Here is a 25,386-nt window from a genome sequence, read left to right on the forward strand (position 1 = left end):
TAATTGTTTGACCCTGGGAAGGCCGGCTATCAGCTGGCCTTTCTTATTTTGCTACTGCTCTTCCTCCTACTCCTTAAACGGGACCATGTGAGTATTGCCCCTGCCAAATATATCGCCAGTCAGGAAAAAGCGCTGTTTGTTTACAGGTGATTCAAACAAGGTATTTCCGTATTTGCTATGAATGAACTTGATATTATAGCCCTGGAGTAAAAGTAAAGTAGGAAAGATCTGGGCTTGCGACTGCTGGTTAGGTGCCGGTATGGTAAACCTGGCAGTCACCTTTGATTTATCCAGTAACCAAAGTGGGACATTTGCTTCTATTGAGCTGGTGTTACTTGTAGATGCATGTGCAATACTGATTCCATCACCCTGTAAGTTCTGTCCATGGTCTGAGGTATAAATAACAACCGTACTGTCGGAAGGGGCTATGTTTTGCATTAGCTTCTTCCAGAAACCATCTACAGTCCAGCGTAGTGCATTATGATACGTATTCACTGAACGCTCCTGATCCTTTAGCATACTTCTTTCAGAAAGCACAGGCGTGAACATAGCCTCACTTTTAGGATATGTTCTGGCATAGGGCCAATGGGCGCCTACTTTATTTACATACACAAAAACCTTCTCATCAGCTTTTGAGAGTTTTGCCAATAGTGCGGCTACTTTATAATCACGCATATAGTAGGGTAGCTCCGGTTTTGAATTTCCCGGTTGAATAAAGTGGTCTATATACTTCAGGTCTGCTGGCGCCATGTAATTCTGCATAGCGTTTAATGCTAACTGCGCATCAATAAAGTAGGTGCTGTAACCGGCTTGTTTGGCATACTGAAATATACTTGGCTCCGTAAGGGCAGCATGTTGCAGATCAGGTAAATGTTCAGTCTGTATACCACTCATCAGTGCAATGTTACTCCCGGCGCTGTAATTTGCCAGGGCGCTGGCAATGCCAAAGTTCAGGATGCTGTCTTTTGCAGCTTCTAGAAAGGGAGTAGTGCTTACCGGGTTGCCGTTCAGTGAAAGAGAGCTGCCGGTAATGCTTTCATCCACTATCAGGAACAGGTGCTTGGTGCCTGCCTGTGATGGTTGTACATTCACTCGTTTTCGTTCTCCTATTGGAAGCTCGTGGGCTGATGCTAAGCCCGTACTTACCGGTACACGGTAAAAGGCAGGTAAGTCATCAATTATACCCAATGAACGATTCACGTACCACACACTGATTAATAGCACTGGTATAAATGCAAATGCCTGTATAGGCGAATAACAGCGGCTTATCCGTTTCTGTAGCTGTGCCAGGAGCAACACTATAATTATCGAACTGATTAAGGCTAGAACTACTGGTAAGGTAAAGTTTGTAAGGGCTGCACTCCAGAAGGAGGAGTTATTAAGGGCAGTTTGGGCATCAGTATAAGCAAAATTATAGCCTGTTATATACCGGTAAGTTAAGCTGATGAAGAGTAACGGTAACAGGACAAACAGAAAAGCGGTGCGTATAAAGCGGCTCCTGTTCAGTAAGAAAACCTGCTGGCTCCAGACTGCCAGGGCGAATACCGCAAGGTATAAAAGTAACTCCAGCACGCTCTGCCTGAAAAGCAGTAGCTGAAGTAAGTAGTACACCCTGCCGGGGCGCATTTCTACAGTTACTGTAAAAAGGCACATCGCTACAAAAAGCAGGAAGAGCTGCCAAAACAAGTTAGACTTCAGGAATCTCATTTCACACTTACTTCTGGTGCTGTCCGGTTATAGGTTAAGAACCTCCAGAATTTCTCCAGTGGCCCTTGCGCATGATACCGAAGCCACCAATAACTTAGGCATGCCTGCACAAAGAAAAGTACTACCGCAAATAGCATTAACTGCCAAAGTTGCCATTGCTGGTATTGTTCAAGGCCGTAGCCATAAAAGATTAGCCCAAGTACTACATTTTGAAGGATATAATTTGACAAGGACATTCGCCCGAGACAAGCAAGTATGGCTACGGGTTTGTCAAACCACTTATTACCGGCCACAAACATAAAAGCAGCTATATAAATAGAAGGATTCAGCAAGTAGTTCAGAAATGACAGCCAAATTAATGTCGTACTAAGACTAGTGAAACGATCCAGTGAAAAGGCAAGAAAGGCAGTAGTTATCCTGATTAAAACCAAAATAAGCAGCGTATTCAACCAGCGTACTTTATCATAGTGTCGAAGTATAGAGCCTTTGCTAAAGTATAATCCAAACAAAATAAAAGAAAAGACTTTAATGCTGTAGAACAGACTTTCAATACTTTCATAGCTCGTCGGAAGTCCTTTGATTCTGAACAGTACCAAGGCAGGGTAGTTTAATTCTATTACAGGTATAGTGGTTAGTGTGTGAGTTAGTACCAGTATTTCGCTGATCTGATACGCATAGAAACTATGAATTGCGTAAACTGTTACTGCAGCAGTAAGAATGAGGTGCTTCTTAAGGTTTATGAAGGCAAGAGCTACTATACCTGCAAGGCTATACCTGATTAAGATATCACCGTCCCAAACAAATACGTAATGCAGTATTCCGATTAACAGCAGAACCAGTAGCCGTCTAAGTAAAAGTTTGTAAGCTGCTTCTGTGTTGCTCTGTTTCAGGAATTGCATTCCCATACCTAAACCAAACAGCAAAGCAAAAATAGGATAGAACCGGCCTCTGAAGAAGAACTGAACAACAAAACTAGTCAGGATGTTCATCTTGTCACTAAAAGTGCTCAGGTAAGCGGGTAAATCCCCGGTGTAGCAATTAAATAGATAAATGTTTGCTACCAGCACACCAAATAAAGCAAAGCCTCTCAGTGCATCTAGCGCTCTGTTTCTGCCGGTATGATTGTAAGCTTTAACGAACATGATGTGCAAGAAGCGCTATTGGTTTAGCTAAAATGTTTAAATTAACTAGATTTGGATATACAACAGCAGTAAATTACAAACAATGGCAGCAGATAACAAAGAACTACTAAACTCCTCGAAAGCTCCGGAACCTGTTGGGCTATATCCACACGCGCGTCGGGTGGGTGGCCTGCTATTCCTGTCGGGGGTAGGGCCGCGAGAGCGTGGCAGTAAAAAGATACCTGGCGTGGAATTAGATGAAGATGGCAATATTTTATCTTACGACATTGAAAAGCAGTGCCATTCCGTGTTTCAGAACGTGCGTTATATTCTGGAAGATGCCGGTACTTGTTGGGAAAACCTGGTAGATGTAACCGTTTTCCTGACAAATATGAAAGATGATTTTGAGATTTATAACAAACTCTACGCGCAATATTTTAAAGATAATCAGCCTTGCCGTACTACAGTGGAGATTAACAAATTGCCCACACCAATTGCCATAGAGCTAAAATGCATTGCTACCATAGAACCACCTTCACAAAGTTAGAAGAAGCTTTAAACGTATCAGCGTGATCAAAAACAGAGAAGAATTATACAAACAGCGCATAGACGCATTTACAACCTTAGAGAACAGTGCAGCTAAAAAATCCAGCAGGGTATCGTGGCTTAGGGTTATTATGTTCCTGATCGGCGTAGCTATTGCGTATCAGCTTTTTACTACAGATAATGAAAAAGCAGGGGCAGTCTCTGTTTTTATATTTTATACGTTGTTTGTGGTGGTAATACGCTGGCATAGCAAGCTGGAGTTCGTCTACGAGCAGTACAAGCTGCTCCGTGAACTAAACCAGCAGGAAATAGACAGGCTGCATGGGAACCTTAAAGCGTTTGATGGAGGTGAAGAATTTATAAACGACCACCATCCCTATACTTCTGATCTTGATATTTTCGGGCCTAACTCCCTGTTTCAGCTTATCAATCGTTCTGTTACAAGTATTGGGAAGCACAGGCTTGCACAGTGGCTGCGTTCTGCGGCACCTACACAAACTGTAACAGACAGGCAGGAGGCAGTTGCATCGTTGGCTAATGAATCTGAGCTGGACTGGCTACAGGATCTGCTGGCACTCCCTATGCACTATAAGCACAACGAAGAATCTGCGACAGGTTTTATTGAGTGGTTTTCAGGTAAATCTTTTTATAAGCAATATCCTCTGCTAAAGGTATTGGTGTTTGTATTGCCAGTGCTTACGCTGGCTGCAATTGCTGCCTGGAGTTATGGGGCAAGCGGGTATATACCAGGCGCTTTTTTAACGCTTCAGTTTATTCTTGCCTATAGGTTCAGGGTAGAGCGTGATGACTACTACGATAAGAGCATCGGTATTTACGAGGCTATGCGCAGCTATACAAAGCAGCTCCGTCATATTGAGCAGAAGAAATTCTCCTCGCCACAGCTTCAGGCGCTACAGTCAAAGTTGAGACAGTCGGGTACTCAAAGCTCAGCTATTATACATAAGTTGGCAAGTATCATCGATTACTTCTCCTGGCGGTTAAGTACGCTGATGGCTTTTTTCCTGAACACGATACTGATGTGGGATTTTGTATGGATGTATCGCCTGGAGAGTTGGAAAGACAAATACCTATTGCAACTGGAGGAGGTATTGAATACCTTATCTGAGTTTGAGGCGTTGGCAAGTATAGCAGCGTTTCAGCATGCGCATCCGGCTTATGCGGTTCCTGAGTTAAGCGATGTACCCTTTGAGTTTCGTGCCTTTAACATGGCCCATCCGTTAATATTTTCGGTTAAGCCCGTTGCAAATGATTTTGAGATGCAGGGTGCAGGTAAAACAATGGTAGTGACAGGTTCTAATATGTCCGGTAAAACTACTTTCCTGCGTACTGTAGGCATCAATATGGTACTTGCTTTAATGGGGGCACCCGTAAATGCCCAAAAACTGAGAGTGGCACCATCGCAGGTATATACCGCTATGCGTACTGTAGATAACCTGGCTGAAAACACATCTTCTTTCTATGCCGAATTAAAACGATTGCGTATGCTTTTAGAGCTCACGGAGCAAGGGCTGCCTGTATTCTACCTGCTCGACGAAATACTGAAAGGAACTAACTCCCGTGACCGCCACTCAGGGGCTATGGCCTTGATCCGGCAGTTGCATAAACGCAATGCTTCTGGTTTGATTTCTACCCACGACCTTGAGTTAGGAGAAATGGAGCAGGAGTTACCAGGCAGCGTGGAGAACTATAGCTTTAACAGCGATATAATTGGTGATAAAATAGAGTTCGACTATAAACTGCATAAAGGCATTTGCCGTAGCTTTAACGCCAGCAAGCTGATGCAGCTGATGGGCATTGAGATAGAGGAGAAGGTGTAAGCTTTCTAAAGGACTACTGAGGTTAAGAGACGCATCTAAGTTGTTGTTGCGAGTAGGAAAAGAGATCAGAAATGTCTGTGAAATACTTGAGGTTTCTTTTGCGTCCAATATGACAGCTACTTTATCCTTCCCCTCCCAGGAGGGGTAGAGGTGGGTCATCTCCTCCAGAATTTATACATTAACACACTAAATATAACCCAGAACCATGAGAGTAGTAGCAGATATACCAAACCCACACATCAAGATCACTTTGCACTCTTACAACGGCAAATATATATTAAAGCTGGAGAAAGCAAATCTGGAGCAGATCTATAAGATTGAGGAAACAGAGGTATCAGGTGACGAAGGCGTAAAAGCCTTGATAGATGAGGAGTTTATCGAGGCTGTTCTAAATCGTTTTCAGGATATGCGCGATGCCTTTGTGAGCACGATCAGGAGGAATGGGTAAATTAATTCTTGGATTGACTGAGTATATTACGTTTATCTACTAGTTGGCACACATAAAAGTTATGAAAGAAGTTTTAGCTTCAGCTATTCTCCTGGTGCTCTTATCTTTTATGGTGTATCTGGGAAAGCAGACTATATCATTTAGAGATGTTACTTCAAAGCCTGCCGTTGTAACTACTGATGCTGAAATCTTTTATCCTCCGCCTATTGAGCCACCATTATTAGAATATACAGACTCTTCGGTTATAGAAACTATACATTTTGAATCCCTCAATTCGACGAGAATATTTAATAAACTTAAAGGCAAAGCCAAAGTTTACTACCGTGACTATTACTATGGTACTAATATCTTAAGAGAGGAAGGGACTTTTGTGAAGGGTGACTATTCAGGAGTATGGAGATGCTACTCACCTGAAGGAAAGTTAATGAGAGAATGTGAATACCCCATCCTTGATTAACCTCTTTTTAGAAGTAAATTCATATCTTCATTGCCAAACCACTTAGAAGAATTACATATGCCTACAAAGTTTTAACCCTTGCTACGATTCGGGCTTCAACTGCATAAGTAACGTTGACAAAAATAGGTAATTAATGAAGAAGAGAGTCTTCTATATCTTACTCGCTTTTTCAGCAAGCTTAATATTGCTGATAGGATACTCCATTTATGACAGTGAGCACAGCAGCAAGGCTGTAGTGGGTCTAGAAAATCTGAAGAAGCTTAAGGATGTGCAAATAGGAATGGACTCTCTTTCTGTACTTGCAATCATGGGAAGACCAAGTGATAGGTATTTTTTTAAAGAAGAAACCTTTTATAACTATGAAGTGCCACCAGGTAATTCATATCAAGCTCAAATCATATTTGACAAAAGGGGAAAGGTAAGTTACATCTCAGCTGTTTCATGGTGAAGAATAGTGACTCAAAAACTTATTGTGCCAACACATTGCATATTAAACCCTCACTACGTTTCGTACTTTGCATGCACGCGGCCCATTACCCTTATTAATAGTATAAAATCAAAGGCATTTATCAGCCTGATTAGCTTACTTTTGGTTCTTTATTTTAATATTTCCGGAATAAATCAGGGGGTGATATAGCAATAAAATTCTGCATTGCTACTTTCTCTCTGATTCACCTGATTTGTGTTTTTGTATTAATGATAAGGAGCAGAAGTAGTAAATGCACTTTGCTCTTTTGGAAGAAAAATGGTTTAGCTTTAAATGTAGTTTTTTCTCATTTACTTTCAGAATACAGATTGAACAAGCATTTGTAAGATGGTGGTGATAGAGTAATAGTTGAGGAGTACTAAAAACGGAAGAATAATTTTGGATATCAAAGCACAGGTATCATGTTCGGCTGATGCTTCACCCGTTCCTTGTGCGAGGATTTAATGTCCAACATAAAAAAACGCCCCTGATTTCTCAGGGGCGTTTTTTTTATACTTTCAGCTTATACTTAAGCGATAGCTACACGCTTGAATGCGTTAACTGTCATGCCTTTGCTGGTTTTATCAAGCAACTGCGCGATAGTCATAGAAGAGTCTTTTACGAACTCCTGGTTCAACAAAGTGTTCTCTTTGTAGAATTTGTTCAGTTTACCCTGAGCGATCTTATCAAGCATTGCCTCTGGCTTGCCTTCAGCACGTGCCTGCTCTTTACCGATCTCGATCTCACGCTCTACAGTAGCTGCATCAACACCGTCTTTATCAAGGGCAACAGGGTTCATAGCAGCGATTTGCATAGCTACGTCCTTACCAACTTCAGTTGCATCAGTGCCGTTTGTGTTCACAAGGCCTACTAATACACCTAATTTACCAGTAGAGTGCGTGTAAGCAACTACCTGGTCAGCAGATACAGTCTCGTAAGAAACAACATCAATTTTCTCACCGATCTTACCCATCAGGTCAGTAATATGATCCTGAAGTGAACGACCATCTTCCTGAGAAGCGGCAAGAAGTTCTTCTTTAGTAGCAGCGTTAGTAGATACAGCAGTATCCATAACTCGCTGTGCTAAGCTTTTGAAGTCAGCAACTTTAGATACAGGCTCAGTTTCGCAAGCTACAGCAACTGCTATACCGTTGTTTCCATCTGCATTTACCTGCGTTAGAACGATACCTTCAGAAGTGGCATTGTCAGCACGCTTGCTGGCAATTTTTTGGCCTTGCTTACGAAGAATATCTTTCGCTGCTTCGAAATCGCCGTTAGCTTCTGTAAGCGCTTTCTTGCAGTCCATCATACCTGCTCCGGTTTCCTGGCGGAGTTTGTTAACGTCTTGTGCTGTAATAGCCATGATCTTTATAATTATGAATTACGAATTAATAATTTTATTCCGGGGTTTGTTCAGACTCTGATAGACAAGAACGGCTATTAATAGCTTTTTATAAGCTGTAAAAGTCTTGTGTTCTGTGCCTTCTGGCTGTTGCTTTTTAAAATTCCCCTAAAACAAACTGAACATTGAAGCTGCAAAGCCCAATGTTCAGTTGTTATGATTGCAATATGAACAATTGACTATTGCTCGTCTGCTTCTTGCTTAGCCTTGATGCCTTCTTCTTCAGAACGCTTGCGCTCAGTTTCCTCTTTGTCAACCTTACGCTCAGAAAGACCTTCTTCAATTGCCTTACCAATGATAGACACGATAAGAGCTACTGACTTAGAAGCATCATCGTTTGCAGGAATTGGATAATCAACCAGCTCTGGGTTAGAGTTAGTATCGCAAACTGCGAATACTGGCAGGTTTAATTTATGTGCTTCCTTAACAGCGATGTGCTCACGCTTTACGTCAACAATGAAAAGAGCTGCTGGCAGTCTGGATAGGTCAGCGATACCGCCAAGTACTCTTTCCAGTTTCTCACGCTCACGAGAAAGCATTAATCTTTCACGCTTTGCGATAGCTGCATAAGCAGTGTTGTCTTTTACCATCTTATCGATAGTAGACATTTTCTTAAGAGACTTACGCACTGTAGCAAAGTTAGTAAGCATACCGCCTAACCAACGATCAGTAACGTAAGGCATTTTAAGGCGCTTCGCTTCTTCTGTAACGATCTCTTGTGCTTGCTTCTTAGTAGCAACGAACAAGATCTTACGTCCAGACTTCGCGATGTTCTTGATAGCGGCAGAAGCCTCATCAAGCGCAACCAATGTCTTATTTAAGTCAATGATATGGATTCCGTTCTTCTCCATGAAGATATACGGAGCCATTTTTGGATCCCACTTTCTGGTAAGGTGACCGAAATGAACACCTGCCTCAAGTAATTCTTTATAATTAGTACTTGCCATGTTGTTGATACACCTAAAATATTAACGTTTACTGAACTGGAATGAACGACGTGCTTTACGCTTACCGAACTTCTTACGCTCCACCATACGTGGGTCACGAGTGATAAATCCTTCTTTACGAAGAGCTGATTTAACTTCGGCGTTCTCAACTACCAGTGCTTTAGAGATAGCAAGTCTTAGTGCTTCAGCCTGGCCGCTTACACCACCACCTTTTAGATTAGCAGTAACATCGTACTTGCCAATTAGATCTAAGGTTTGAAACGGCTGATTAACTATAGTTTGCAGTACTTCGTCAGGGAAGTATGCCTTGATATCTTTACCGTTAATAGTGATATTCCCTTGCCCGGCCGTCATGTAGATACGAGCCACCGAGGTTTTTCTTCTACCAGATGTATTGATAACTTCCATTAATAATTAGATGTTGAGGGTTAATTCTTTAGGCTGCTGAGCTGCAAATGGATGCTCGCTTCCTGTAAAAACATGAAGATTTCTGAATAGCTCGCTACCCAGCCTGTTTTTTGGCAACATGCCACGTACAGCACGCTCTACAAGTAATGTAGATGATTTCGCCTTTAGCTCACGTGGAGAAGTTCTCTTCTGACCGCCTGGATAACCAGTGTGTGTCAGGTAGTACTTCTGATCCCACTTACGGCCTGTGAAACGTACGTTGTCAGAATTGATAACAATTACGTTGTCACCGCAGTCAGCATTAGGAGTGTATGAAGGCTTGTGTTTGCCCTTCAGGATCTTGGCGATCTCAGATGCCACACGACCCAAGTTTCCTTGCCCGGCATCAACAATAACCCAGCCTTTATTAGCTGAAGCTTTGTTGACCATCAGGGTCTTATAACTTAAATGATCCATTTTTAGTGGTTGTAAGCGATTTATTTATTTAATTATTGATCTTTCGGTACTTGAAAAATGGTCACAAAGATAGAAAGACTTTATCTGATATGCAATACCGATATTATAAATTACCGTTAATCAGGGAAATAGCTCCTGCTAACTATAGTTCTTGCTTCTAAGTTGTCCTTACCTGTTAGTGTGTTATAGAAACAGCTAAAGGTACAACTAAAAAAACAGCACAGCGCTATTGATTTACCGCTGTGCTGTTATAAACTATAAGCGTTTGCTTTTTGGTCTGTTACTCTTTCAGGAGTTTCTGGATCTCTTTAGCCAACGTTTCTATGTTAGCCTCTCCATTACCCATGGACACATATCTGATAATGCCGTTTTTATCTATCAGGAAATTCAGAGGTATACCACTTTTTGCATACTGATTCCAGATAGTTTCATCAGGGTCAACGCCGACATTGAAGTCTATTCCTCTTTTCTTCAGATCAAGCATCTTGTTCGATACTTTTTGCTTTGTTTCTCCTCTGGATATAGGTAACAGCACAAAGTCATTGCTTTTGTTTGGTTCTATAATTTTTGAAGGGAAATCATGGAACTCCAGAAGACAGGGAGCACACCAGGTAGCCCAGAAATTGAGTAGCACAATTTTCCCTCTTAATTCTGACAGCCTCATCGTTTTACCATCTATCATGTTTACGGTAAAATCTTTTGCAGCATCATTTACATTTAAAACCAGTGCCTCTTTGCTTAGATCAGACAGTTTCACCGTTTTGCCATCGTTCGTGCTTACGGTAATATCCTTTGCATTATCCTTTACATCTGATTCGAACGCATCCTTGTTTTCATCCTTATTGTTAATGACAGGGGCGTCGTTATTGCCTGTTGTTCTCGCTTCCTTTTCTTCCTCTGTAAACAGAGATATCAGAATAATGAATTCTTTATCGCCAATTTGATTACCAAACTGCTTTACTAGCTCGGCATGTTTCTCCTCAGATACCCCTTTGTTCATGGATTTGACATAGCCCTGTTTTGCATATGCCTCCAGTTTTTCCATGGAGGCAAGTTCATTGTTTATGAGGATAACATAAGACGGTTTGGGAGCCACATGCGTTTGCCCATACAGGAGATGCACAGAAAACAGTAAAATGAGTAGGAGGTAATTTTTCATGAAGAGTTTATGTTGAGAACTACAGATTTAAATGTCAGTAGAACAAGTTGTTCGTCAATATGAGGAGAGATTTTAGGAATGATTCTATAACTATAGTTTAATTCTGGAAGCTTCTTACTGGCGGTGGTGGAGGTGGTAACTGGGGTAATTGCCCATACTTAGCCTCAGCAGCCGGAATTACTGGATTTTTGCCATAATCGTATACATCTGTTTTGTCAGACTTCAGGTAAATCACGATCGACTCCAAATTCCAGTCTATTCTATCGCTGATCCAGCCAACTTTTTCAACGTTAGGATTACGTTTCAGGAAGTCTTTGTAATCAGCAGGCCAGTTAGCTTGATTCTTATAATAGTCTACTTCGTCAAGTATAAAGATAAATGGCTCGCTCTTGTCTTGTGGTTTTGGTGGAGGCGGTGTTGGCAGCTCGTCTTGCTGGTTAACTTTCACCTGTACCCGAGGTTGAACCGGAAGCTCAGCAGAAATCTTCTTGTTAAATGTTATCACTTCCGGAGAATTTTGTTTTTCCCTGGTTGTAATAGAGATAATGTCTTTGGCTTGAGAGGCATCGCCGAGCAATTTTTTCACGCCTTCCCCTTTAAGCACATTCACGCTATGAATATCGTTTGGATTTAGCTGTTTGGAAGCATTTTCAGTAGATTTTACCCCATCAATATAGTATACAACTGCGCTTGGTACTGGCGGCGGCGGAGCTGGCAAATTCTCAGCGTCATGTGCAACTGGTGCAGGTGGCGGAGGCAGTTCAGGTAATTTACCATACTTGCTTTCAAGGGCGGCTATGCTGTTAGCATCATCCAGGTAATAGACTTCTGTACCGCCTTTTCTTAAATGTACAACAAGTGAGTTTCTGTTATCAATAACTTTCATCCTTGCATTTTTGATGGCAGGATGGCGCTCCAGGTACTCCTTTAGTTCTTTTGGAATATCTTTTCCTCCATCTTGCAGCGTTGTTTGCGTGGCAGCTTGTTCTGCGTTGGCTACAAGCTCAGAACTGCTTGAGGCACTCCTGAAAGCAAACAACAGCACAGTTACAAGTGGCAGCACAATCAGCAGCTTTAGCTGATTCGCTTTAGTACTTGGCATTTTGTTCATCATGGCTATTCTTGTTTTAAGCGGTGAGAAGTTAAATTGATTGGCGATCTGAGGCTCTGAAATACCGGTTACTTTCAGCAGCAGGTACTGGTAATCTTTCCGGTCCACGCCGGCAGTAAGTACATTTTGATCAGCAATAAACTCCAGGTTCTCTTTTATGGCTTTTTTCATAAGCCACCCACCTGGGTTAAACCAACTCAATAGCGTGCAAAACTCAGCTAAAAGCACATCCAATGTATGCCAGCCTTTTACATGCACCAGCTCGTGGTTTAGTATGGCGTCAAGTTCCTGCTGCCTGTGCTGTTCAGGGTTAAGGTAGATTGACTGCCAGAACGAAAAAGCATGTTTTATACTTTGCACCTTTCTGTACCCAATGCTTTTATAAGCTGCAGGTTCAGAACGAATGTGAATTTTATAGAGTGAGATAAACTGCATTAACAAGCGTATGGCTACCACAAATGCCCCAGCCAATACCAAACCTATTGGTATCAGCCAGTAATCGAATGCCTGAGTTTCCGGAGTTGTTGTTGGAGCTGCTTGCCAAGTGGCAGGCATGGCTATAGCATAGCTATGCACAATTGCCAAGGGCTCGTGTTGCTCAAAAAATACAGACAGGTCCAGGAAAGGGTACAGGAAAGAAAATAGCAAACCAAACAGCAGGAACACCCGGTTTAAAGTATAAAAGGTGATCCGCCGCAGCACGAAATGGTAAGCCAGGTAAAACAGGGCCAGGGCTACGTTCGCTTTCAGGAGGTATAAGAGTAAGGCCGGCATATTATTCTGCTTTTTTGTTCTCGATCATGTTAATAATCTCTTTCAGTTCTTCAGCACTGATCTTCTGGTCTTTGGCAAAAAATGCTACCAATTCTTTGTAAGAGTTCTTGAAGTAATCTCCTACAAACCCATTCATAAATCGCTTCTTATAATCCTCAGCCTTTATCTGGGGCAGATAACGGTAGGTGTTTCCGAGCTTTTCGCTTTTCAGGAAGCCTTTTTTCTCAAGGTTCTTAACCGTGGATGCCAGGGTAGTATAAGGAGGTTTCGGCTCAGGGAACTTCTCCAGGAATTCCTTTATAAAACCGCCATCGGTTTCCCAGATCACCTGCATGGCTTCTTCTTCTTGTTGGGTTAACTTTTCCATAGTACTACGATGTTTTCGTATAGTTACGAATGTTTCGTAATAAAAGCTACGAAAGTTTCGTAAATATTTTTGATCTGGTTAATTGTTCCTCACAGTGATTTTTTTCAGGTTAAATGGGTAGATAATAGTAGTTGTGTTTGAGACTGTCATCCTTCTCACCCTACAAGATTAGTTCACAGGTAGGGCAGTTTCATCCTGTGTTTTGAATCAAAAATACACGCTCATTCTATAGGATCTAAATCCCGTATCAAGCCCAGGAAATACCACTTTCAGGCGCACTTTCATAACAGTAGAATTGCTGAAGTATAAATCCTATATTTATACCTGTGCTTCTTAAATTATACTATGCTAAAGAAACTATTCATATCCTTTTCGCTGGCGCAGCAGAACATCCGTTCCAGGCTCTTCCATACTTTGTTATCTATACTTGGTATTGTTATAGGGGTGGCGGCACTGGTTACAGTATTGTCGTTAATTGATGGTTTGGAAGAATTTGCGCAGGAGCAGATCACAAAAACTACCGACCTTAAAGCTGTCGTGATTACCAGCAGCACCTACAAGCGGGTTGATGATGTGATGTTGCGCAAAAACAAGTATAGTTACCTTGACTACAAAACATTTAAGGACCTGGAGGCATCGTCGCCGAAACCTTCGCGGGGTTTTATTCAGGCAAAAGGTGAAAGCGAAGTTTGGGTAGCAGGCAGGCAGAAGTCATTGGGTACTTCCCTGATGGCCACTAATATTTATTATCCCACAGATGCCGAAATTGAGTATGGCCGTTTTTTTAGCGAAGCCGATGTGGAGCAGCAAAAGCCAGTTGCCATAGTAAACCATAGCTTCGCGGTAAATGCGTTCGGTAAAGACTCTGCTGCATATCTCCTGGGGAAAATAGTTGCCTTTGATAGTTTACAGGTAAAGGTAGTGGGTGTATTGCCTGCAGACGATGATAAATCTGCACGCCTTTATTTCCCGGTTACTTTGCTCACAGAAGAGCAGATCAAGGCAGATCCTCCGGTAGCAGTACTCGAGGCAAATAAAATAGAGGATGTGCCCGCCATTAAAAGTTATGCAGAGGGCTGGCTTAAAACCAGGTTTCCGGCAGATACGACAGACTTTAACGTAGCGACAAACGAAGGTAGAGTAGAGCAGGCGGCCAAAGGCTTTCTGCTGTTCAGGGTAGTAATGGGCCTGATCGTGGGTATATCAGTAATTGTTGGTGGTATCGGGGTGATGAATGTGCTGCTGATATCAGTAACTGAACGCACCGTAGAGATAGGTGTACGCAAAGCGATGGGTGCCAAAAAGCGCGATATCCTGATGCAGTTCCTGGCAGAGTCGGTTTCTGTGTCGTTGTTCGGGAGTATGCTTGGCTTGCTTTTAGGTATACTTGCCACCCTTGCCATTGTACCCATAGTTAAGGCTTTTGTTGATGTGCCGTTCAGGGCAGTATATACAATGGATACCTTTATGGTTATTGCGGTCGTGGCAGTAATTGTGGGTATTGTTTTTGGCACTTACCCCGCCACGCGTGCCGCCAAACTCGATCCGGTTGATGCAATCCGGAGAGAGTAGCGGCAAATATTTTGCTACAGCCCGGTTTTAGAAATACCCCTGTGCTTCAGCAGCTTTTCTGAAATCGATATTGCCGTCTGTAAATCCTTCTGATGTAAACTTCCGTCTATTAAAACAGCCAAATAAAGAACTATGAAAGCCATACTTGTAAAAGAACCGGGAGGACCTGAGCAACTGACGCTTGGGGAATACGAACAGCCATTGCCTATGCCTTACGAGCTACTGGTGAAGGTGCATGCCACTGCACTGAATCGTGCTGATACGCTGCAAAGGCAGGGCAAGTATCCGCCACCAAAGGGGGCAAGTCCTTTGCTGGGTTTAGAGATAGCCGGAGAAGTAGTTGAAGCGGGCGTTAACTGCAAGCGTTTCAAGAAAGGTGATAAAGTTTTCGGACTACTGCCAGGCGGTGGCTACGCAGCGTATGCTGTTATCGACGAGGACATGGCTATGCCTGTGCCGGATAACTTATCCATGGAAGAGGCTGCAGCTATACCTGAAGTGTTTATGACAGCCTACCAGGCCCTTGCCTGGCTGGGGAAGTTAAAGTCCGGTGAGCGGGCGCTAATACATGCAGGGGCAAGTGGTGTTGGTACGGCTGCCATACAGTTGGCCCGGAAAATGGATGCAGAAGTTATCGTGACCGCATCAGAATTTAAGCTGCATGCCTGCAAAGAGCTGGGCGCTCATAAAACAATTAATTATCAGCAGGTAGCTTTTGAGGATGAAGTGCTGGCTTACACCAATGGAGAGGGAGTGGACGTGATCGTGGATTTTATCTCCGGCCCCTATTTTAAGCAGAACATTGAATGCCTGCGCCTCGATGGCCGGCTTGTTATACTTGCCAGCCTTGGCGGCGGAATAGTGAACGAGTTCGACCTGCGTAAAATTTTAGTGAAGCGTCTGCAGGTGATGGGTTCCACGTTACGCACCAGGCCAAAGGATTACCAGGTTAAATTAACTCAGGATATGATCTCTTTTGCCATGCCGCATTTTAAATCCGGTGCGATCAAACCTGTTGTTGATTCTGTATATGACTGGCAGGATGTAGCAGAGGCGCACCGGTATATGGAGCAAAACAAGAATATCGGCAAGATCGTGCTTCGGGTGAGCTAAGTATTAAAATACCTCCCTATATAGGATACAAACAAGTCCTGTATAGGGAGGTATTTTGTTTATTTTTAATGAGCGCGCAGCTGCTTTACCAATACTGCGAAGTCTTTAGGATATGGAGCTTCGATCTTAACTGGTTCACCGTTCAGTAAGGTAAAGCCAATATTGAAGGAATGCAGTGCAAAGCGCTTGATCAGCGGAAGTTCTTCCGTATGCTGCTTTAAATTATACCCGCGTTTTAGGTTGCTCAGGTACAGGTTCTCTCCACCATAAAGCTCATCGCCTACAATGTTTGCTCCTAAATATGCTAAATGTACCCTAATCTGGTGCAACCGGCCAGTTACAGGCATACACTCAATTAAGGTATGGCGGCTATAACTCTCCAGGGTGGTAAAATATGTATCAGCTGGCTTGCCTTTTGGGCTTAGATGCGCTACTCCTTTTGCATTGGGCTGAATTGCCCTGCTCACCAATTCATCCTCAAACTTATGCACGCCCCAGGCTACCGCATGGTATACCTTGTAAACCTGCCGGTGTTCAAACTGCATTGACAGGTGGCGGTAAGCCTCCGGGTTCTTTGCAAAAACCAAACATCCTGACGTATCCTTATCCAGGCGGTGGCATGCCTGAAGCTCGGGATTATATTGCCGGGCTATCTTTAACAGGTTTGTGGTGTTAGGGGTGCGGTCTTCGAGTGTTGAGAGAAAAGGAGGCTTATTTACAACAATGTAATCCTCGTTCTCAAATATGATAAGGTCTTTAAAAACCGGGTACTTCATCTGCTTTTAAACTTTAAGACACAGGTCTTTCTAATACTGTGTGTCCTGCAAAGATACGCAATATTAATTGTTGGTGGATGCTTGTAGGTTGGCAGAAGATAAATTGTTGAGGTAAAGCTGCAAGCAGTAAAGCATCTGTGGGTGCCTGTCAGATGATTTTGGAGTGTTAAATGGTGCCTACGCTGCTTTTGCTTTCTGTAGTTTAAAGCGCAGGGTAGTACCCTTGCCAACTTCGCTCTTAACGGCAATGAAAGAACGGTGGGCTTCTACGATATGCTTACAGATCGCAAGTCCGAGGCCAGTGCTGCTTGTATCGCGGGCCCTGCTTTTATCGATGCGGTAGAAGCGCTCAAAGATTCTGTTGATATGCTCAAGGGCAATTCCTTTACCGTCGTCTTTTACTGTAACTGTAAACTTCTTTTTGCCTTCTTCAAACATTACCCAAATATTTCCACCCTTACGTCCATACTTAATGGCGTTATCGATCAGGTTAATAAAAACCTGACGCATACGGTTAGGGTCGGCAAAAAGTATGATCTGTTCCTTTGGATCAACAGCCAGGTGTAGGTTGATCTTGTTCTTCTCTGCTTTTTGCTCCAGCTGTTCAAATACCTCGCGCACCAGTTGGGCCGCATCGAAGTTACGCTTGGCCATCTTTACCACGCCTTTCTCAAACTGCGATATGCTGATCAGATCCTGTACCAGTGCATCTAACCCATCCAGACTTTTAGCAGCTTTTTCAAGGAAACGCTCCCGCACGTTTGGGTCATCCATGGCGCCATCCAATAAAGTATGGATAAAGCCCTGGGCCGCAAAAATGGGGGTCTTAAGTTCATGCGACACATCCGCTAAAAACTCGCGCCGCATAGCTTGCAGGCTTTTCAACTCATCAATTTCCTGCTGCTTGCGCTCGGCGATCAGGTAGATCTCATCCTTTATTTTAGTAAGCGGGTCAGTGTTGAAAGTAGATTTACTTTCTATTTTCTTAAAATCCTGCTTCTTTACTTTCTCCAGACTTGAGTACACATTCTTAATCTCGCGGAGTACCAGTGCCTCATAGGAAAAGTATACCAGTAAAAAGCAGCTGATGAACACTATTACCAGTGCCACCTTGAAACCTTCTGAAGAGAAGTAGCTGGCTAAAGCAAGAAAGGCGGTAAGCACTAATGCCACCGCCAATGATATTATAAGAGTAAGCGTACGGGAGTTGAAGTTCATGTATTAGTCGGTGTTAAACTTGTAACCGACACCTTTTATAGTTTTGATATTCTCTTCGCCAATCTTTTCGCGCACCTTCCGGATGTGCACATCCACGGTGCGGGCAATTACATACACATCGTTGCCCCACACGTTGTTTAACAGCTCCTCGCGGGTAAATACTTTGTTTGGTGTTGCTGCCAAAAAAGCCAGCAGTTCAAACTCTTTCTTTGGGAGCGTAATTTTCTGGTCTCCTTTATACACAGCAAAACTGGTGCGGTCTATCCGCAAGTTGCCGATCTCAATTACCGCATCCTGTTCTTCCTGCTGCGATTCGCGGCGGGCAAAAGCTGCAAGCCTGCTAAGCAAAGCACGTGGCTTAATAGGCTTAGTTATAAAGTCGTCGGCTCCGGCCTCAAAAGCCGCTACTTCTGAGAACTCCTCTGAGCGTGCCGTCAGGAAAATAATATGTGTGTGCTTGAATTCGCTCATCTCGCGAAGCTGGCGACATGCAGCTATTCCATCAAGTATGGGCATCATCACATCCATCAGGATAACATCCGGCTTTACCGCCTGCGCCACCTCAATTGCCTTTTTGCCATTATCGGCTACAGAAACGTCATAACCTTCCTTAGTCAGGTTGTATTGTAGCAGTTCCACGATATCCTGATCGTCGTCTACTACTAGGACTTTATAGCTTGATGCAGTTTGCAAAATGTATGGATTAGTGTTCTTAAGAATTATAATTCCATAACAAAGATACAATTCGTTACCTAATATAAACCTTTGAACTTAAATCATAACGTTTTCTTAACATTCTGATGAGGTACAGTGTTCAGGGGAGGTGCAAAAAAAAAGGCCGGAGCAATACCGGCCTTTTTTACTTAATTCTTAGCTAATGTTATTTTATGTTTCAAGTTCTTGTATTCATAGAGGTTTACTTTTACCGAACCTACAAACATTTCGGCCTGGATCATTACCGGAATTTTGTTTTTGTCATCGGACAAGTAAACCACAATCGAGTTTTCTCCTTTGAACATGTCATTGTTCGGCATTTTAGGAGTTAACTTAATGGCTTTTATGTCGCCGGCTTTGGTACTCACTACTTCTTTGCCTTTATAAGTTACTTCCATGTTAAAGGTTTCTTCATCAAAAAAGCCTTGCACATTTACCTTTTCGCCTATGCGCATGTTGTCATAGTTAATGGTGCGGAGGTAGTAAAACCCACTCACAACATCCTGCACGTTATCCGGAATTTTATAATTGCTGGTCTCTTTATCTTTGTGCTTTTTCTTTTTCTCTACGAGGGCCGTATTTTTGAAATGGTTAAAGTCCACGGTTTCGCGTTTACGGTAATCACCCTCTTCAATATTCCTGAATGATCGGTGAGGTACTATGGCCGCGGTATCAATATAGGACTGCCAGGTGTCACGGATCCTTATAAAAAGATCGAAAGAGCTGGTTGTTTTGCCATACACGGTTGCGCTGTAGCAGGGTCTTCCATTAACATATTGTATGGTAGGAGCCACGTTTATCACGGCTTCTGCTGCTGTTATAGGTCCATAGTGAACTTTATACTTCAAAATTTCTCCGGAGGAGAAGCTTTCGTTGGGTATAGTGCGTAATCGATCTTTAGTGACAAAGCCAAATGTAGCGGCTAGTACTATAAGTATAATTGGCAAAGTTTTTTTCATATGCTCTCTTAGCTCAGTTGTGTTCATCTATTAATCAAGTTTTATACCAACTGCGGCGTTTGTGCTAAGTTAAACAGATATTTATAGCTAATCAATTCATTATGAAGTAAAAAAGGAGCTATAATATATAGCTCCTTTATATTTACTTATAGTTTGGGAAAAGAGTTCATTCGCTTGCAGCGGCTGCATCATCAAGTGCGGCAGCCACTTTTTCAGGCTCTCCTTTTACAATAGCCCTGATCTTTCCTTCTATTTCTTCCATCAGTTCCGGGTTGTCCAGCAGGATCTGCTTCACGCCATCACGACCCTGACCAAGTTTATCTCCATTGTAAGAGAACCATGAGCCAGACTTCTGTACGATGTTCAGTTCAACGCCAAGGTCAAGTATTTCGCCTACCTTAGAGATGCCTTCACCATACATAATATCAAACTCAACTACTTTAAACGGAGGAGCTACCTTATTCTTCACTACCTTCACACGGGTACGGTTACCGGTAATGTTATCTGCACTCTCTTTGATCTGGCCGATACGACGGATATCCAAGCGTACTGAAGCATAGAATTTAAGGGCGTTACCACCGGTAGTTGTCTCAGGGTTACCGAACATCACACCGATCTTCTCGCGCAGCTGGTTGATAAAGATACAGGTACAGCCGGTTTTGTTGATCGTACCGGTTAGCTTACGAAGTGCCTGTGACATCAAACGAGCCTGCAGACCCATTTTGCTGTCACCCATGTCGCCTTCCAGTTCACCTTTAGGCACCAGGGCAGCAACAGAGTCAATTACAATAATGTCAATAGCGCCTGAACGGATCAGGTGATCAGCGATCTCAAGTGCCTGCTCACCGTTGTCAGGCTGCGATATTAATAAGTTTTCAGTATCAATGCCAAGCTTCTGGGCGTACACTCTGTCAAATGCGTGTTCTGCATCTATAAATGCTGCCAAGCCTCCTTTTTTCTGTGCTTCAGCAATGCAATGCAGGGTAAGCGTGGTTTTACCTGAAGATTCCGGTCCGTAGATCTCTACGACACGGCCACGTGGTAGGCCGCCTATACCCAAAGCAATATCCAGCCCCAGCGAGCCAGTAGAAATAGCAGGTATGTCTTCTACCTTGTTATCACTCAACTTCATTACGGTGCCTTTACCGTATGTTTTGTCGAGCTTATCCATGGTTAGCTGCAAGGCTTTAAGTTTTTCGTTGCTTACGCTCATGTGTGTTTAATTATTTGAATTATATTGAAGGTGAAATTACTACATTCGATAGCTATTTGCAAGAAAGCAAAAAACTATTTTACTAAAAATTTTAGTTGTTTACTGCCGACTGATTACAACACAGGATGCACCTGTTTTGTCCCATTTTTGAAATAAATTTATGCGTATTTTTTCGCTTTTTGCATTAATTATAGCCTTGTTTTGTAGTAGATTAGCTTCGGCACAATTGCACAACGATGCATTGCTGCAAACGATGCCTGTTAAACCCGAAAATGCTAATGAAATTAGATTTGGGCTGTATGCATTAGGCTTCTCCAAGAACAATGAGTATTTCAACAAAATTGCCGATGGCTATACCCTATTTGGTTATCAGCTCAACCCGAAACTGATCTACCAACCTGCTCCATTTGTGCGCATCGATGCAGGTGTTTTCCTTTGGAAGGACTTTGGTAGCTCGGGGTATCAGGACATTGCGCCCACTTTCTCGGCCATCATCGCAAAAGAGAACTGGAAGCTGATATTTGGAACACTGGAAGGTAGCCTGAGCCATGGGTACATTGAACCGCTCTATGACTTTGAGCGGGTAATAAACAACAGGCTCGAAAACGGACTTCAATACAGGTTGCAAACTCACGCTGTAAACCTTGACACCTGGCTTGACTGGGCACACATGCTGTACCGGGGAGAGGATGACCAGGAGCGAATTAACGGAGGTGCCGTAGTGGCAATTAAACTGCTGGAGCAGGAGGGACGCGGCAACTTAAACGATAGCCTGCGCCTGACACTGCCAGTGCAGTTTACGGCACAACACCGTGGGGGGCAGATTGATGCTTCAGAGTTGCCTTTACTGACAGTGGTTAACATGGCTGTTGGCCTTGAACTTGAGAAGAAGTATGACCGGAAGGTGCTGCACCGCCTGTATACCAAAAATTATCTTGTCGGTTTTAAAGACTTCTCAAATGAGTATTTGCTGCCTTTTCAGCAAGGGCACGGCATCTACCTTAACGCGGGTATTGATACAAAGTACCAGGATGTGATGCTAAGTTACTGGCAGGGGGATGGCTATATAGCAGAACTTGGCGGTAAGCTTTATCAGTCGGCTTCCACCACATTCAAAAATCCGGATTTCCTCCAGGAGGACCGACGTATACTTATACTCAGGTTCATGAAAGACATTGAGATACTGGATAACCTATACCTGTCAATCAGGCTGGAACCAGTTGTAGACCTTAATGACCCGAAGCTGGAGTTCTCAAATGCCTTCTACCTCACCTTCGATACAGATTTCTTTGTAGCTAAACCACGTAGGTAGTCAACAGTTTCTTTTAAGACAAGCCTACACCACCGCTGTAGCGCTGTTCTGTTCCTCCTGCAGGGTTGTTTCGTAGTCTTCCCGCGTCATGCCGTAAAAGCTCAGGTCTAGCAGCTCTTGAGATTCGTCATTCTTGTAGTCGCTTCTGTGTACACCTTCTTTTAAGAAACCACAGCGCTCGGCCAGTTCGCCAAAGTCTGCGTTAAAAGCCGTACATCGCAGGTATAGCCTGTTCAGTTCAAGGGTTTCAAAAGCGAAACGGATAACGGCTTTCATGCCTTCAATGGCAAGGTCACGTGTTTCAGGCCAGCTGGTGAAATACAACCCCAGTTCCGCCTTTGGTATGCGCCTGTCAATGTTCTTTAATGCAATGTCTCCGATGTAAACATTATCCTCTTTCAGCCATACTCCAAAATCAAAGATCTTACGATTGTCCCACTCAGTACGCAGCTGCTTCACTTGCGTACGGGCATCATCCAGGGCACGTACCCGCGCCAGTCGCCCTCCAAAGGCAGGGTTAAGTATGGAAGGGTTTTCTTGCAACAGGCGCATAAAATCACTCGCATCGCCTTCCTGGTAGGGCCTTAACAGTAAGTGCTCTGTTTCTAATTGTTCTTTAAAAGAATCGGAGAGGGTTTGGTATAAAATACTCATGTTGGTTGTAACTAAGTTTGGGTGTTTAAGCACAGGGTGCCTAAATTATGTCTTACGCTAACCATTGAAAAACGTGCGCTCTCAGCGAATAATATTAGCCTGCTTTAACTGCTAAACTGTTTCTCCGTTAAACTGGAATAATAGTTTAACATTTAAAGTACAATATAACCTAATGGGAAACAGACTTAAAGACAAAGTAGCCATCATAACTGGTGGCGGAACAGGTATTGGTGAAGCAATATGTAAAAAGTTTGCGGCGGAAGGCGCAAGTGTAGTGGTTGCAGGGTTTCCTGAAGACCCTGTAGAAGACGTAGCAAAATCCATACAGGATAATGGCGGCAATGCCATTGCTTTCACCGGAGATCTTTCGGTAATGGCTAATGCAAAAAGTTGCGTAGAACTTGCCGTTAAGCAGTTTGGTAAACTGAATGTCCTGGTAAACAATGCAGGGGTGTTTCCGGAGGTAAACCTGTTGCAGGATTATTCAGAAGAGGCCTTCGATTATATGATACGCAATAACCTGCGCTCTGCCTTTTGCATGAGTAGATCGGCCCTGCCGGAGCTGCACAAAACCAAAGGGAATATCGTTTCTGCAGGATCTGAGGCAGGAATGATAGGTATTGCACAGAATACTCCATACGGAGGTACAAAAGGCTTTATGCATGCCTTTATGCGGGGACTGGCCGTGGAGCAGGCACAGTTCGGGGTTCGCTGCAACTTAGTTGGGCCAGGGCCTATTGATACTGCCTGGACGCATGATGATACGGGCCCAATGGATAGCAAGATGGTAAAAACCATGAAAGAAGCTACGCCAATGGGGCGCCGTGGCACGCCGGAAGAAGTGGCCAATGTGTATCTCTTCCTTGCCTCAGATGAAGCATCTTATGTAACAGGTGCACTTTATATGGTTGATGGTGGCATAACGGTTGCCAAAGGTGGGGTGGGAGACCAGGCCGATGCCAGTATGAAAAAACAACCGGAAGGTGAGCTGAAGTTAAATCATTCCAAGGACGGGCATACTTCCATAAGAAAGTAAAGCATTCAAGGAGGCCCCAAAAATAAAGCCGCCGCTCTGATCTTAGAGCGGCGGCTTTATTATATCTATGGCTATTTTAAGCGTTCAGGTATGGGTAGTTGAAATGCTTAGGGCTATGTAACTGCTGCTGAATCATCATTACATCCAGCGTATGCGCTGATTCTTTAAAGAATTCCAGGCGGCGGTACAGCATTTCTTTTTGCAGCACGGTGCCTGTTGCAGTTTTTATATAAGCTCTTTTATCTTCTAAAATATGGTGCATTACCTCATTTACCTTCTCTTCGTTTAGTGCATACCACTGCTGAAAATCAAAAAGGCGGGCAGCTCCGGGAGTGTCAGAAGAAAACTCCAGACCGTGCAGGCGGAGCAGGTCAGCAAGCAGGTTTATCTCCAGCGGAATAGAAGTATTGTAGGGCAATGTGCCTACTTCCAGTTTGCTGTTGAGGGCGCCGGCTATAGTTGCCAGGTTATCTTTAAAGCGAAAGTATAAAGCAGCCGCTTCCATAAGCTTATAGGTAATGTTGAAAAAAGATTAGATGCAAAATTACACCAATTTGGTTTACATCCAACGGGTGCTGATCCTGATTGCGAGAATGAGTGGCTTATAGTGCAGCTTTTGAATCCTGCACAGAGTTAGAATTTTACAGTAACTCCTTGATGATACGCTCTACAGTAACGCCTTCTGCTTCCGCTTTAAAGTTGCGTACGATCCGGTGACGAAGTATCGGGAGGGCTACAACCTGTACATCTTCAATATCGGGGCTATACTTGCCGTTTAGAATGGCATTGCATTTAGCACCTACAATTAAATGCTGGGAGGCTCTTGGGCCTGCGCCCCACTCCAGGTACTGGTTTGCCTGTTGCGAAGCCATGGGCATGTTAGGGCGGGTTTTATGCACTAATTGCACGGCATACTCCACTACATTATCTACAACCGGCACGCGACGCACCAATTGCTGGAAAGCAAGGATGTCGTCAGAGTGAAGAATCTTGTTCAGCTGTGTCATAACTGCTCCGGTCGTGTTTTTAACGATCTGCAATTCTGACTCATAGCTGGGATAGCCTAGCGTGATGTTGAACATGAACCGGTCCAGCTGGGCTTCAGGCAGGGGGTAGGTTCCTTCTTGTTCAATGGGGTTCTGAGTGGCCAGTACAAAGAATGGCTTTGGCAGATCGTACCGGCGGCCGGCAACAGTAACGGAATGTTCCTGCATGGCTTCCAGCAAGGCTGCCTGTGTTTTAGGAGGGGTTCTGTTTATCTCATCGGCCAGTACGATGTTGGCAAACACCGGGCCTGTTACAAACTTAAAATTGCGGTCTTTGTCCAGGGTTTCTGCGCCAACAATATCGGAGGGCATCAGGTCTGGGGTGAACTGCACCCTGCTAAACGACATGTCCAGGGATGAGGCAATGGTTTGGATCAGGAGGGTTTTGGCTAAGCCTGGCACGCCCACCAAAAGGCAGTGACCCTGACAAAAAACAGCTGTGAGTACTAATTTTACGACTTCTTCCTGGCCTACAATTACTTTCGATATTTCTGAAGTTAATGTCCGGTAGGCATCGTATAGTGCGTCGGCTGCTTCTTTGTCAGAGGAGTACTGCGTCATAGTTT

Annotated in this window: 26 protein-coding genes; 9 read left to right on the plus strand and 17 right to left on the minus strand. The window is 43.6% G+C overall.

Annotated elements, in window-relative coordinates; all coding sequences use genetic code 11:
* Positions 1 to 66: 66 nt before the first annotated feature.
* Positions 67 to 1,707: a sulfatase-like hydrolase/transferase gene (locus ACSX1A_RS19855; RefSeq protein WP_439881372.1), complete on the minus strand. Its 1,641-nt coding sequence runs from the start codon at positions 1,705 to 1,707 to the stop codon at positions 67 to 69.
* Positions 1,704 to 2,849, minus strand: coding sequence for a DUF418 domain-containing protein (locus tag ACSX1A_RS19860; RefSeq protein WP_439881373.1), 1,146 nt, complete (start codon positions 2,847 to 2,849; stop codon positions 1,704 to 1,706). Before ACSX1A_RS19860 ends, ACSX1A_RS19855 begins: the two co-directional genes overlap by 4 nt.
* Positions 2,850 to 2,931: 82 nt before the next feature.
* Between ACSX1A_RS19860 and ACSX1A_RS19865 the strand changes: the two genes are divergently transcribed.
* From ACSX1A_RS19865 to bamE, 5 genes are all read left to right on the plus strand, one after another.
* Positions 2,932 to 3,375 (plus strand): RidA family protein, encoded by a 444-nt coding sequence (locus ACSX1A_RS19865; RefSeq protein WP_439881374.1) that lies wholly within the window; start codon positions 2,932 to 2,934, stop codon positions 3,373 to 3,375.
* 22 nt (positions 3,376 to 3,397) lie between these two features.
* Positions 3,398 to 5,212 carry a MutS-related protein gene (locus tag ACSX1A_RS19870; RefSeq protein ID WP_439881375.1) on the plus strand — a complete coding sequence of 605 codons (1,815 nt, stop codon included), beginning with the start codon at positions 3,398 to 3,400 and terminating at the stop codon, positions 5,210 to 5,212.
* A gap of 205 nt (positions 5,213 to 5,417) precedes the next feature.
* Positions 5,418 to 5,660: a hypothetical protein gene (locus tag ACSX1A_RS19875; RefSeq protein WP_439881376.1), complete on the plus strand. Its 243-nt coding sequence runs from the start codon at positions 5,418 to 5,420 to the stop codon at positions 5,658 to 5,660.
* Positions 5,661 to 5,721: 61 nt separating this feature from the next.
* Positions 5,722 to 6,117, plus strand: coding sequence for a hypothetical protein (locus tag ACSX1A_RS19880; RefSeq protein ID WP_439881377.1), 396 nt, complete (start codon positions 5,722 to 5,724; stop codon positions 6,115 to 6,117).
* 133 nt (positions 6,118 to 6,250) lie between these two features.
* A complete protein-coding gene (gene bamE / locus ACSX1A_RS19885; RefSeq protein ID WP_439881378.1) occupies positions 6,251 to 6,565 on the plus strand; it encodes an outer membrane protein assembly factor BamE domain-containing protein in 315 nt (104 codons plus the stop codon).
* A gap of 547 nt (positions 6,566 to 7,112) precedes the next feature.
* On the opposite strand, the gene tsf is transcribed toward bamE, so the two are convergent.
* The 7 genes from tsf to ACSX1A_RS19920 form a co-directional block, all read right to left on the minus strand.
* Positions 7,113 to 7,946 (minus strand): translation elongation factor Ts, encoded by an 834-nt coding sequence (tsf, locus tag ACSX1A_RS19890; RefSeq protein WP_439881379.1) that lies wholly within the window; start codon positions 7,944 to 7,946, stop codon positions 7,113 to 7,115.
* A 218-nt stretch (positions 7,947 to 8,164) separates the two neighbouring features.
* The gene (gene rpsB, locus ACSX1A_RS19895; RefSeq protein ID WP_439881380.1) at positions 8,165 to 8,932 is read right to left on the minus strand and encodes a 30S ribosomal protein S2; all 768 of its coding nucleotides are present in this window, start codon (positions 8,930 to 8,932) and stop codon (positions 8,165 to 8,167) included.
* 21 nt (positions 8,933 to 8,953) lie between these two features.
* On the minus strand, positions 8,954 to 9,340 hold the full coding sequence (gene rpsI, locus ACSX1A_RS19900; protein WP_377512691.1) for a 30S ribosomal protein S9: 387 nt from the start codon (positions 9,338 to 9,340) through the stop codon (positions 8,954 to 8,956).
* A 6-nt stretch (positions 9,341 to 9,346) separates the two neighbouring features.
* Positions 9,347 to 9,796 carry a 50S ribosomal protein L13 gene (gene rplM, locus ACSX1A_RS19905; protein ID WP_439881381.1) on the minus strand — a complete coding sequence of 150 codons (450 nt, stop codon included), beginning with the start codon at positions 9,794 to 9,796 and terminating at the stop codon, positions 9,347 to 9,349.
* A gap of 280 nt (positions 9,797 to 10,076) precedes the next feature.
* The gene (locus tag ACSX1A_RS19910; RefSeq protein ID WP_439881382.1) at positions 10,077 to 10,955 is read right to left on the minus strand and encodes a TlpA family protein disulfide reductase; all 879 of its coding nucleotides are present in this window, start codon (positions 10,953 to 10,955) and stop codon (positions 10,077 to 10,079) included.
* Between the two features lie 97 nt (positions 10,956 to 11,052).
* On the minus strand, positions 11,053 to 12,840 hold the full coding sequence (locus ACSX1A_RS19915; protein WP_439881383.1) for a M56 family metallopeptidase: 1,788 nt from the start codon (positions 12,838 to 12,840) through the stop codon (positions 11,053 to 11,055).
* A 1-nt stretch (position 12,841) separates the two neighbouring features.
* Positions 12,842 to 13,207, minus strand: a complete 366-nt coding sequence (locus ACSX1A_RS19920) for a BlaI/MecI/CopY family transcriptional regulator (protein WP_439881384.1) — start codon at positions 13,205 to 13,207, stop codon at positions 12,842 to 12,844.
* A 345-nt stretch (positions 13,208 to 13,552) separates the two neighbouring features.
* Between ACSX1A_RS19920 and ACSX1A_RS19925 the strand changes: the two genes are divergently transcribed.
* Together ACSX1A_RS19925 and ACSX1A_RS19930 are read left to right on the plus strand one after the other, a co-directional pair.
* Complete coding sequence (locus ACSX1A_RS19925; RefSeq protein ID WP_439881385.1) at positions 13,553 to 14,779, plus strand: ABC transporter permease; 1,227 nt, start codon at positions 13,553 to 13,555, stop codon at positions 14,777 to 14,779.
* Between the two features lie 132 nt (positions 14,780 to 14,911).
* Entirely contained in the window at positions 14,912 to 15,892 is a 981-nt protein-coding gene (locus ACSX1A_RS19930; protein ID WP_439881386.1) for an NAD(P)H-quinone oxidoreductase, read from the plus strand.
* Between the two features lie 65 nt (positions 15,893 to 15,957).
* On the opposite strand, the gene ACSX1A_RS19935 is transcribed toward ACSX1A_RS19930, so the two are convergent.
* From ACSX1A_RS19935 to recA, 5 genes are all read right to left on the minus strand, one after another.
* On the minus strand, positions 15,958 to 16,668 hold the full coding sequence (locus tag ACSX1A_RS19935; RefSeq protein WP_439881387.1) for an RluA family pseudouridine synthase: 711 nt from the start codon (positions 16,666 to 16,668) through the stop codon (positions 15,958 to 15,960).
* 177 nt (positions 16,669 to 16,845) lie between these two features.
* Positions 16,846 to 17,886 (minus strand): sensor histidine kinase, encoded by a 1,041-nt coding sequence (locus ACSX1A_RS19940; RefSeq protein ID WP_439881388.1) that lies wholly within the window; start codon positions 17,884 to 17,886, stop codon positions 16,846 to 16,848.
* 3 nt (positions 17,887 to 17,889) lie between these two features.
* Positions 17,890 to 18,579 (minus strand): response regulator transcription factor, encoded by a 690-nt coding sequence (locus ACSX1A_RS19945; protein WP_439881389.1) that lies wholly within the window; start codon positions 18,577 to 18,579, stop codon positions 17,890 to 17,892.
* Between the two features lie 170 nt (positions 18,580 to 18,749).
* Positions 18,750 to 19,559 carry a DUF3108 domain-containing protein gene (locus tag ACSX1A_RS19950; RefSeq protein WP_439881390.1) on the minus strand — a complete coding sequence of 270 codons (810 nt, stop codon included), beginning with the start codon at positions 19,557 to 19,559 and terminating at the stop codon, positions 18,750 to 18,752.
* A 166-nt stretch (positions 19,560 to 19,725) separates the two neighbouring features.
* The gene (recA, locus tag ACSX1A_RS19955; protein ID WP_439881391.1) at positions 19,726 to 20,772 is read right to left on the minus strand and encodes a recombinase RecA; all 1,047 of its coding nucleotides are present in this window, start codon (positions 20,770 to 20,772) and stop codon (positions 19,726 to 19,728) included.
* A gap of 160 nt (positions 20,773 to 20,932) precedes the next feature.
* Here recA and ACSX1A_RS19960 point away from each other — a divergent pair, with 160 nt between their 5' ends.
* The gene (locus ACSX1A_RS19960) at positions 20,933 to 22,084 is read left to right on the plus strand and encodes a hypothetical protein (protein ID WP_439881392.1); all 1,152 of its coding nucleotides are present in this window, start codon (positions 20,933 to 20,935) and stop codon (positions 22,082 to 22,084) included.
* A 24-nt stretch (positions 22,085 to 22,108) separates the two neighbouring features.
* Here ACSX1A_RS19960 and ACSX1A_RS19965 read toward each other — a convergent pair whose 3' ends face one another.
* Complete coding sequence (locus ACSX1A_RS19965; protein WP_439881393.1) at positions 22,109 to 22,738, minus strand: GNAT family N-acetyltransferase; 630 nt, start codon at positions 22,736 to 22,738, stop codon at positions 22,109 to 22,111.
* A 172-nt stretch (positions 22,739 to 22,910) separates the two neighbouring features.
* On the opposite strand from ACSX1A_RS19965, the gene ACSX1A_RS19970 reads away from it, so the two are divergent.
* Positions 22,911 to 23,774 carry an SDR family NAD(P)-dependent oxidoreductase gene (locus ACSX1A_RS19970; RefSeq protein WP_439881394.1) on the plus strand — a complete coding sequence of 288 codons (864 nt, stop codon included), beginning with the start codon at positions 22,911 to 22,913 and terminating at the stop codon, positions 23,772 to 23,774.
* A gap of 76 nt (positions 23,775 to 23,850) precedes the next feature.
* Here ACSX1A_RS19970 and ACSX1A_RS19975 read toward each other — a convergent pair whose 3' ends face one another.
* Together ACSX1A_RS19975 and ACSX1A_RS19980 are read right to left on the minus strand one after the other, a co-directional pair.
* Positions 23,851 to 24,279 carry a hypothetical protein gene (locus ACSX1A_RS19975; RefSeq protein ID WP_439881395.1) on the minus strand — a complete coding sequence of 143 codons (429 nt, stop codon included), beginning with the start codon at positions 24,277 to 24,279 and terminating at the stop codon, positions 23,851 to 23,853.
* 136 nt (positions 24,280 to 24,415) lie between these two features.
* Positions 24,416 to 25,381 carry an AAA family ATPase gene (locus ACSX1A_RS19980; RefSeq protein WP_439881396.1) on the minus strand — a complete coding sequence of 322 codons (966 nt, stop codon included), beginning with the start codon at positions 25,379 to 25,381 and terminating at the stop codon, positions 24,416 to 24,418.
* Positions 25,382 to 25,386: the final 5 nt, after the last annotated feature.

It is taken from the genome of Pontibacter sp. MBLB2868, assembly GCF_051904785.1.
Taxonomy (GTDB): domain Bacteria; phylum Bacteroidota; class Bacteroidia; order Cytophagales; family Hymenobacteraceae; genus Pontibacter.

Coding starts and splice junctions, on each gene's coding strand:
- ACSX1A_RS19920 (WP_439881384.1), bottom strand. CDS start 13,207: ATGGAAAAGTTAACCCAACAAGAAGAAGAAGCCATGCAGGTGATCTGG.
- ACSX1A_RS19980 (WP_439881396.1), bottom strand. CDS start 25,381: ATGACGCAGTACTCCTCTGACAAAGAAGCAGCCGACGCACTATACGAT.
- ACSX1A_RS19915 (WP_439881383.1), bottom strand. CDS start 12,840: ATGCCGGCCTTACTCTTATACCTCCTGAAAGCGAACGTAGCCCTGGCC.
- ACSX1A_RS19965 (WP_439881393.1), bottom strand. CDS start 22,738: ATGAGTATTTTATACCAAACCCTCTCCGATTCTTTTAAAGAACAATTA.
- ACSX1A_RS19930 (WP_439881386.1), top strand. CDS start 14,912: ATGAAAGCCATACTTGTAAAAGAACCGGGAGGACCTGAGCAACTGACG.
- recA (WP_439881391.1), bottom strand. CDS start 20,772: ATGAGCGTAAGCAACGAAAAACTTAAAGCCTTGCAGCTAACCATGGAT.
- ACSX1A_RS19975 (WP_439881395.1), bottom strand. CDS start 24,279: ATGGAAGCGGCTGCTTTATACTTTCGCTTTAAAGATAACCTGGCAACT.
- rplM (WP_439881381.1), bottom strand. CDS start 9,796: ATGGATCATTTAAGTTATAAGACCCTGATGGTCAACAAAGCTTCAGCT.
- ACSX1A_RS19940 (WP_439881388.1), bottom strand. CDS start 17,886: ATGAACTTCAACTCCCGTACGCTTACTCTTATAATATCATTGGCGGTG.
- ACSX1A_RS19875 (WP_439881376.1), top strand. CDS start 5,418: ATGAGAGTAGTAGCAGATATACCAAACCCACACATCAAGATCACTTTG.
- ACSX1A_RS19910 (WP_439881382.1), bottom strand. CDS start 10,955: ATGAAAAATTACCTCCTACTCATTTTACTGTTTTCTGTGCATCTCCTG.
- ACSX1A_RS19860 (WP_439881373.1), bottom strand. CDS start 2,849: ATGTTCGTTAAAGCTTACAATCATACCGGCAGAAACAGAGCGCTAGAT.
- ACSX1A_RS19925 (WP_439881385.1), top strand. CDS start 13,553: ATGCTAAAGAAACTATTCATATCCTTTTCGCTGGCGCAGCAGAACATC.
- ACSX1A_RS19970 (WP_439881394.1), top strand. CDS start 22,911: ATGGGAAACAGACTTAAAGACAAAGTAGCCATCATAACTGGTGGCGGA.
- rpsI (WP_377512691.1), bottom strand. CDS start 9,340: ATGGAAGTTATCAATACATCTGGTAGAAGAAAAACCTCGGTGGCTCGT.
- bamE (WP_439881378.1), top strand. CDS start 6,251: ATGAAGAAGAGAGTCTTCTATATCTTACTCGCTTTTTCAGCAAGCTTA.
- ACSX1A_RS19865 (WP_439881374.1), top strand. CDS start 2,932: ATGGCAGCAGATAACAAAGAACTACTAAACTCCTCGAAAGCTCCGGAA.
- ACSX1A_RS19880 (WP_439881377.1), top strand. CDS start 5,722: ATGAAAGAAGTTTTAGCTTCAGCTATTCTCCTGGTGCTCTTATCTTTT.
- rpsB (WP_439881380.1), bottom strand. CDS start 8,932: ATGGCAAGTACTAATTATAAAGAATTACTTGAGGCAGGTGTTCATTTC.
- tsf (WP_439881379.1), bottom strand. CDS start 7,946: ATGGCTATTACAGCACAAGACGTTAACAAACTCCGCCAGGAAACCGGA.
- ACSX1A_RS19960 (WP_439881392.1), top strand. CDS start 20,933: ATGCGTATTTTTTCGCTTTTTGCATTAATTATAGCCTTGTTTTGTAGT.
- ACSX1A_RS19950 (WP_439881390.1), bottom strand. CDS start 19,559: ATGAAAAAAACTTTGCCAATTATACTTATAGTACTAGCCGCTACATTT.
- ACSX1A_RS19935 (WP_439881387.1), bottom strand. CDS start 16,668: ATGAAGTACCCGGTTTTTAAAGACCTTATCATATTTGAGAACGAGGAT.
- ACSX1A_RS19855 (WP_439881372.1), bottom strand. CDS start 1,707: ATGAGATTCCTGAAGTCTAACTTGTTTTGGCAGCTCTTCCTGCTTTTT.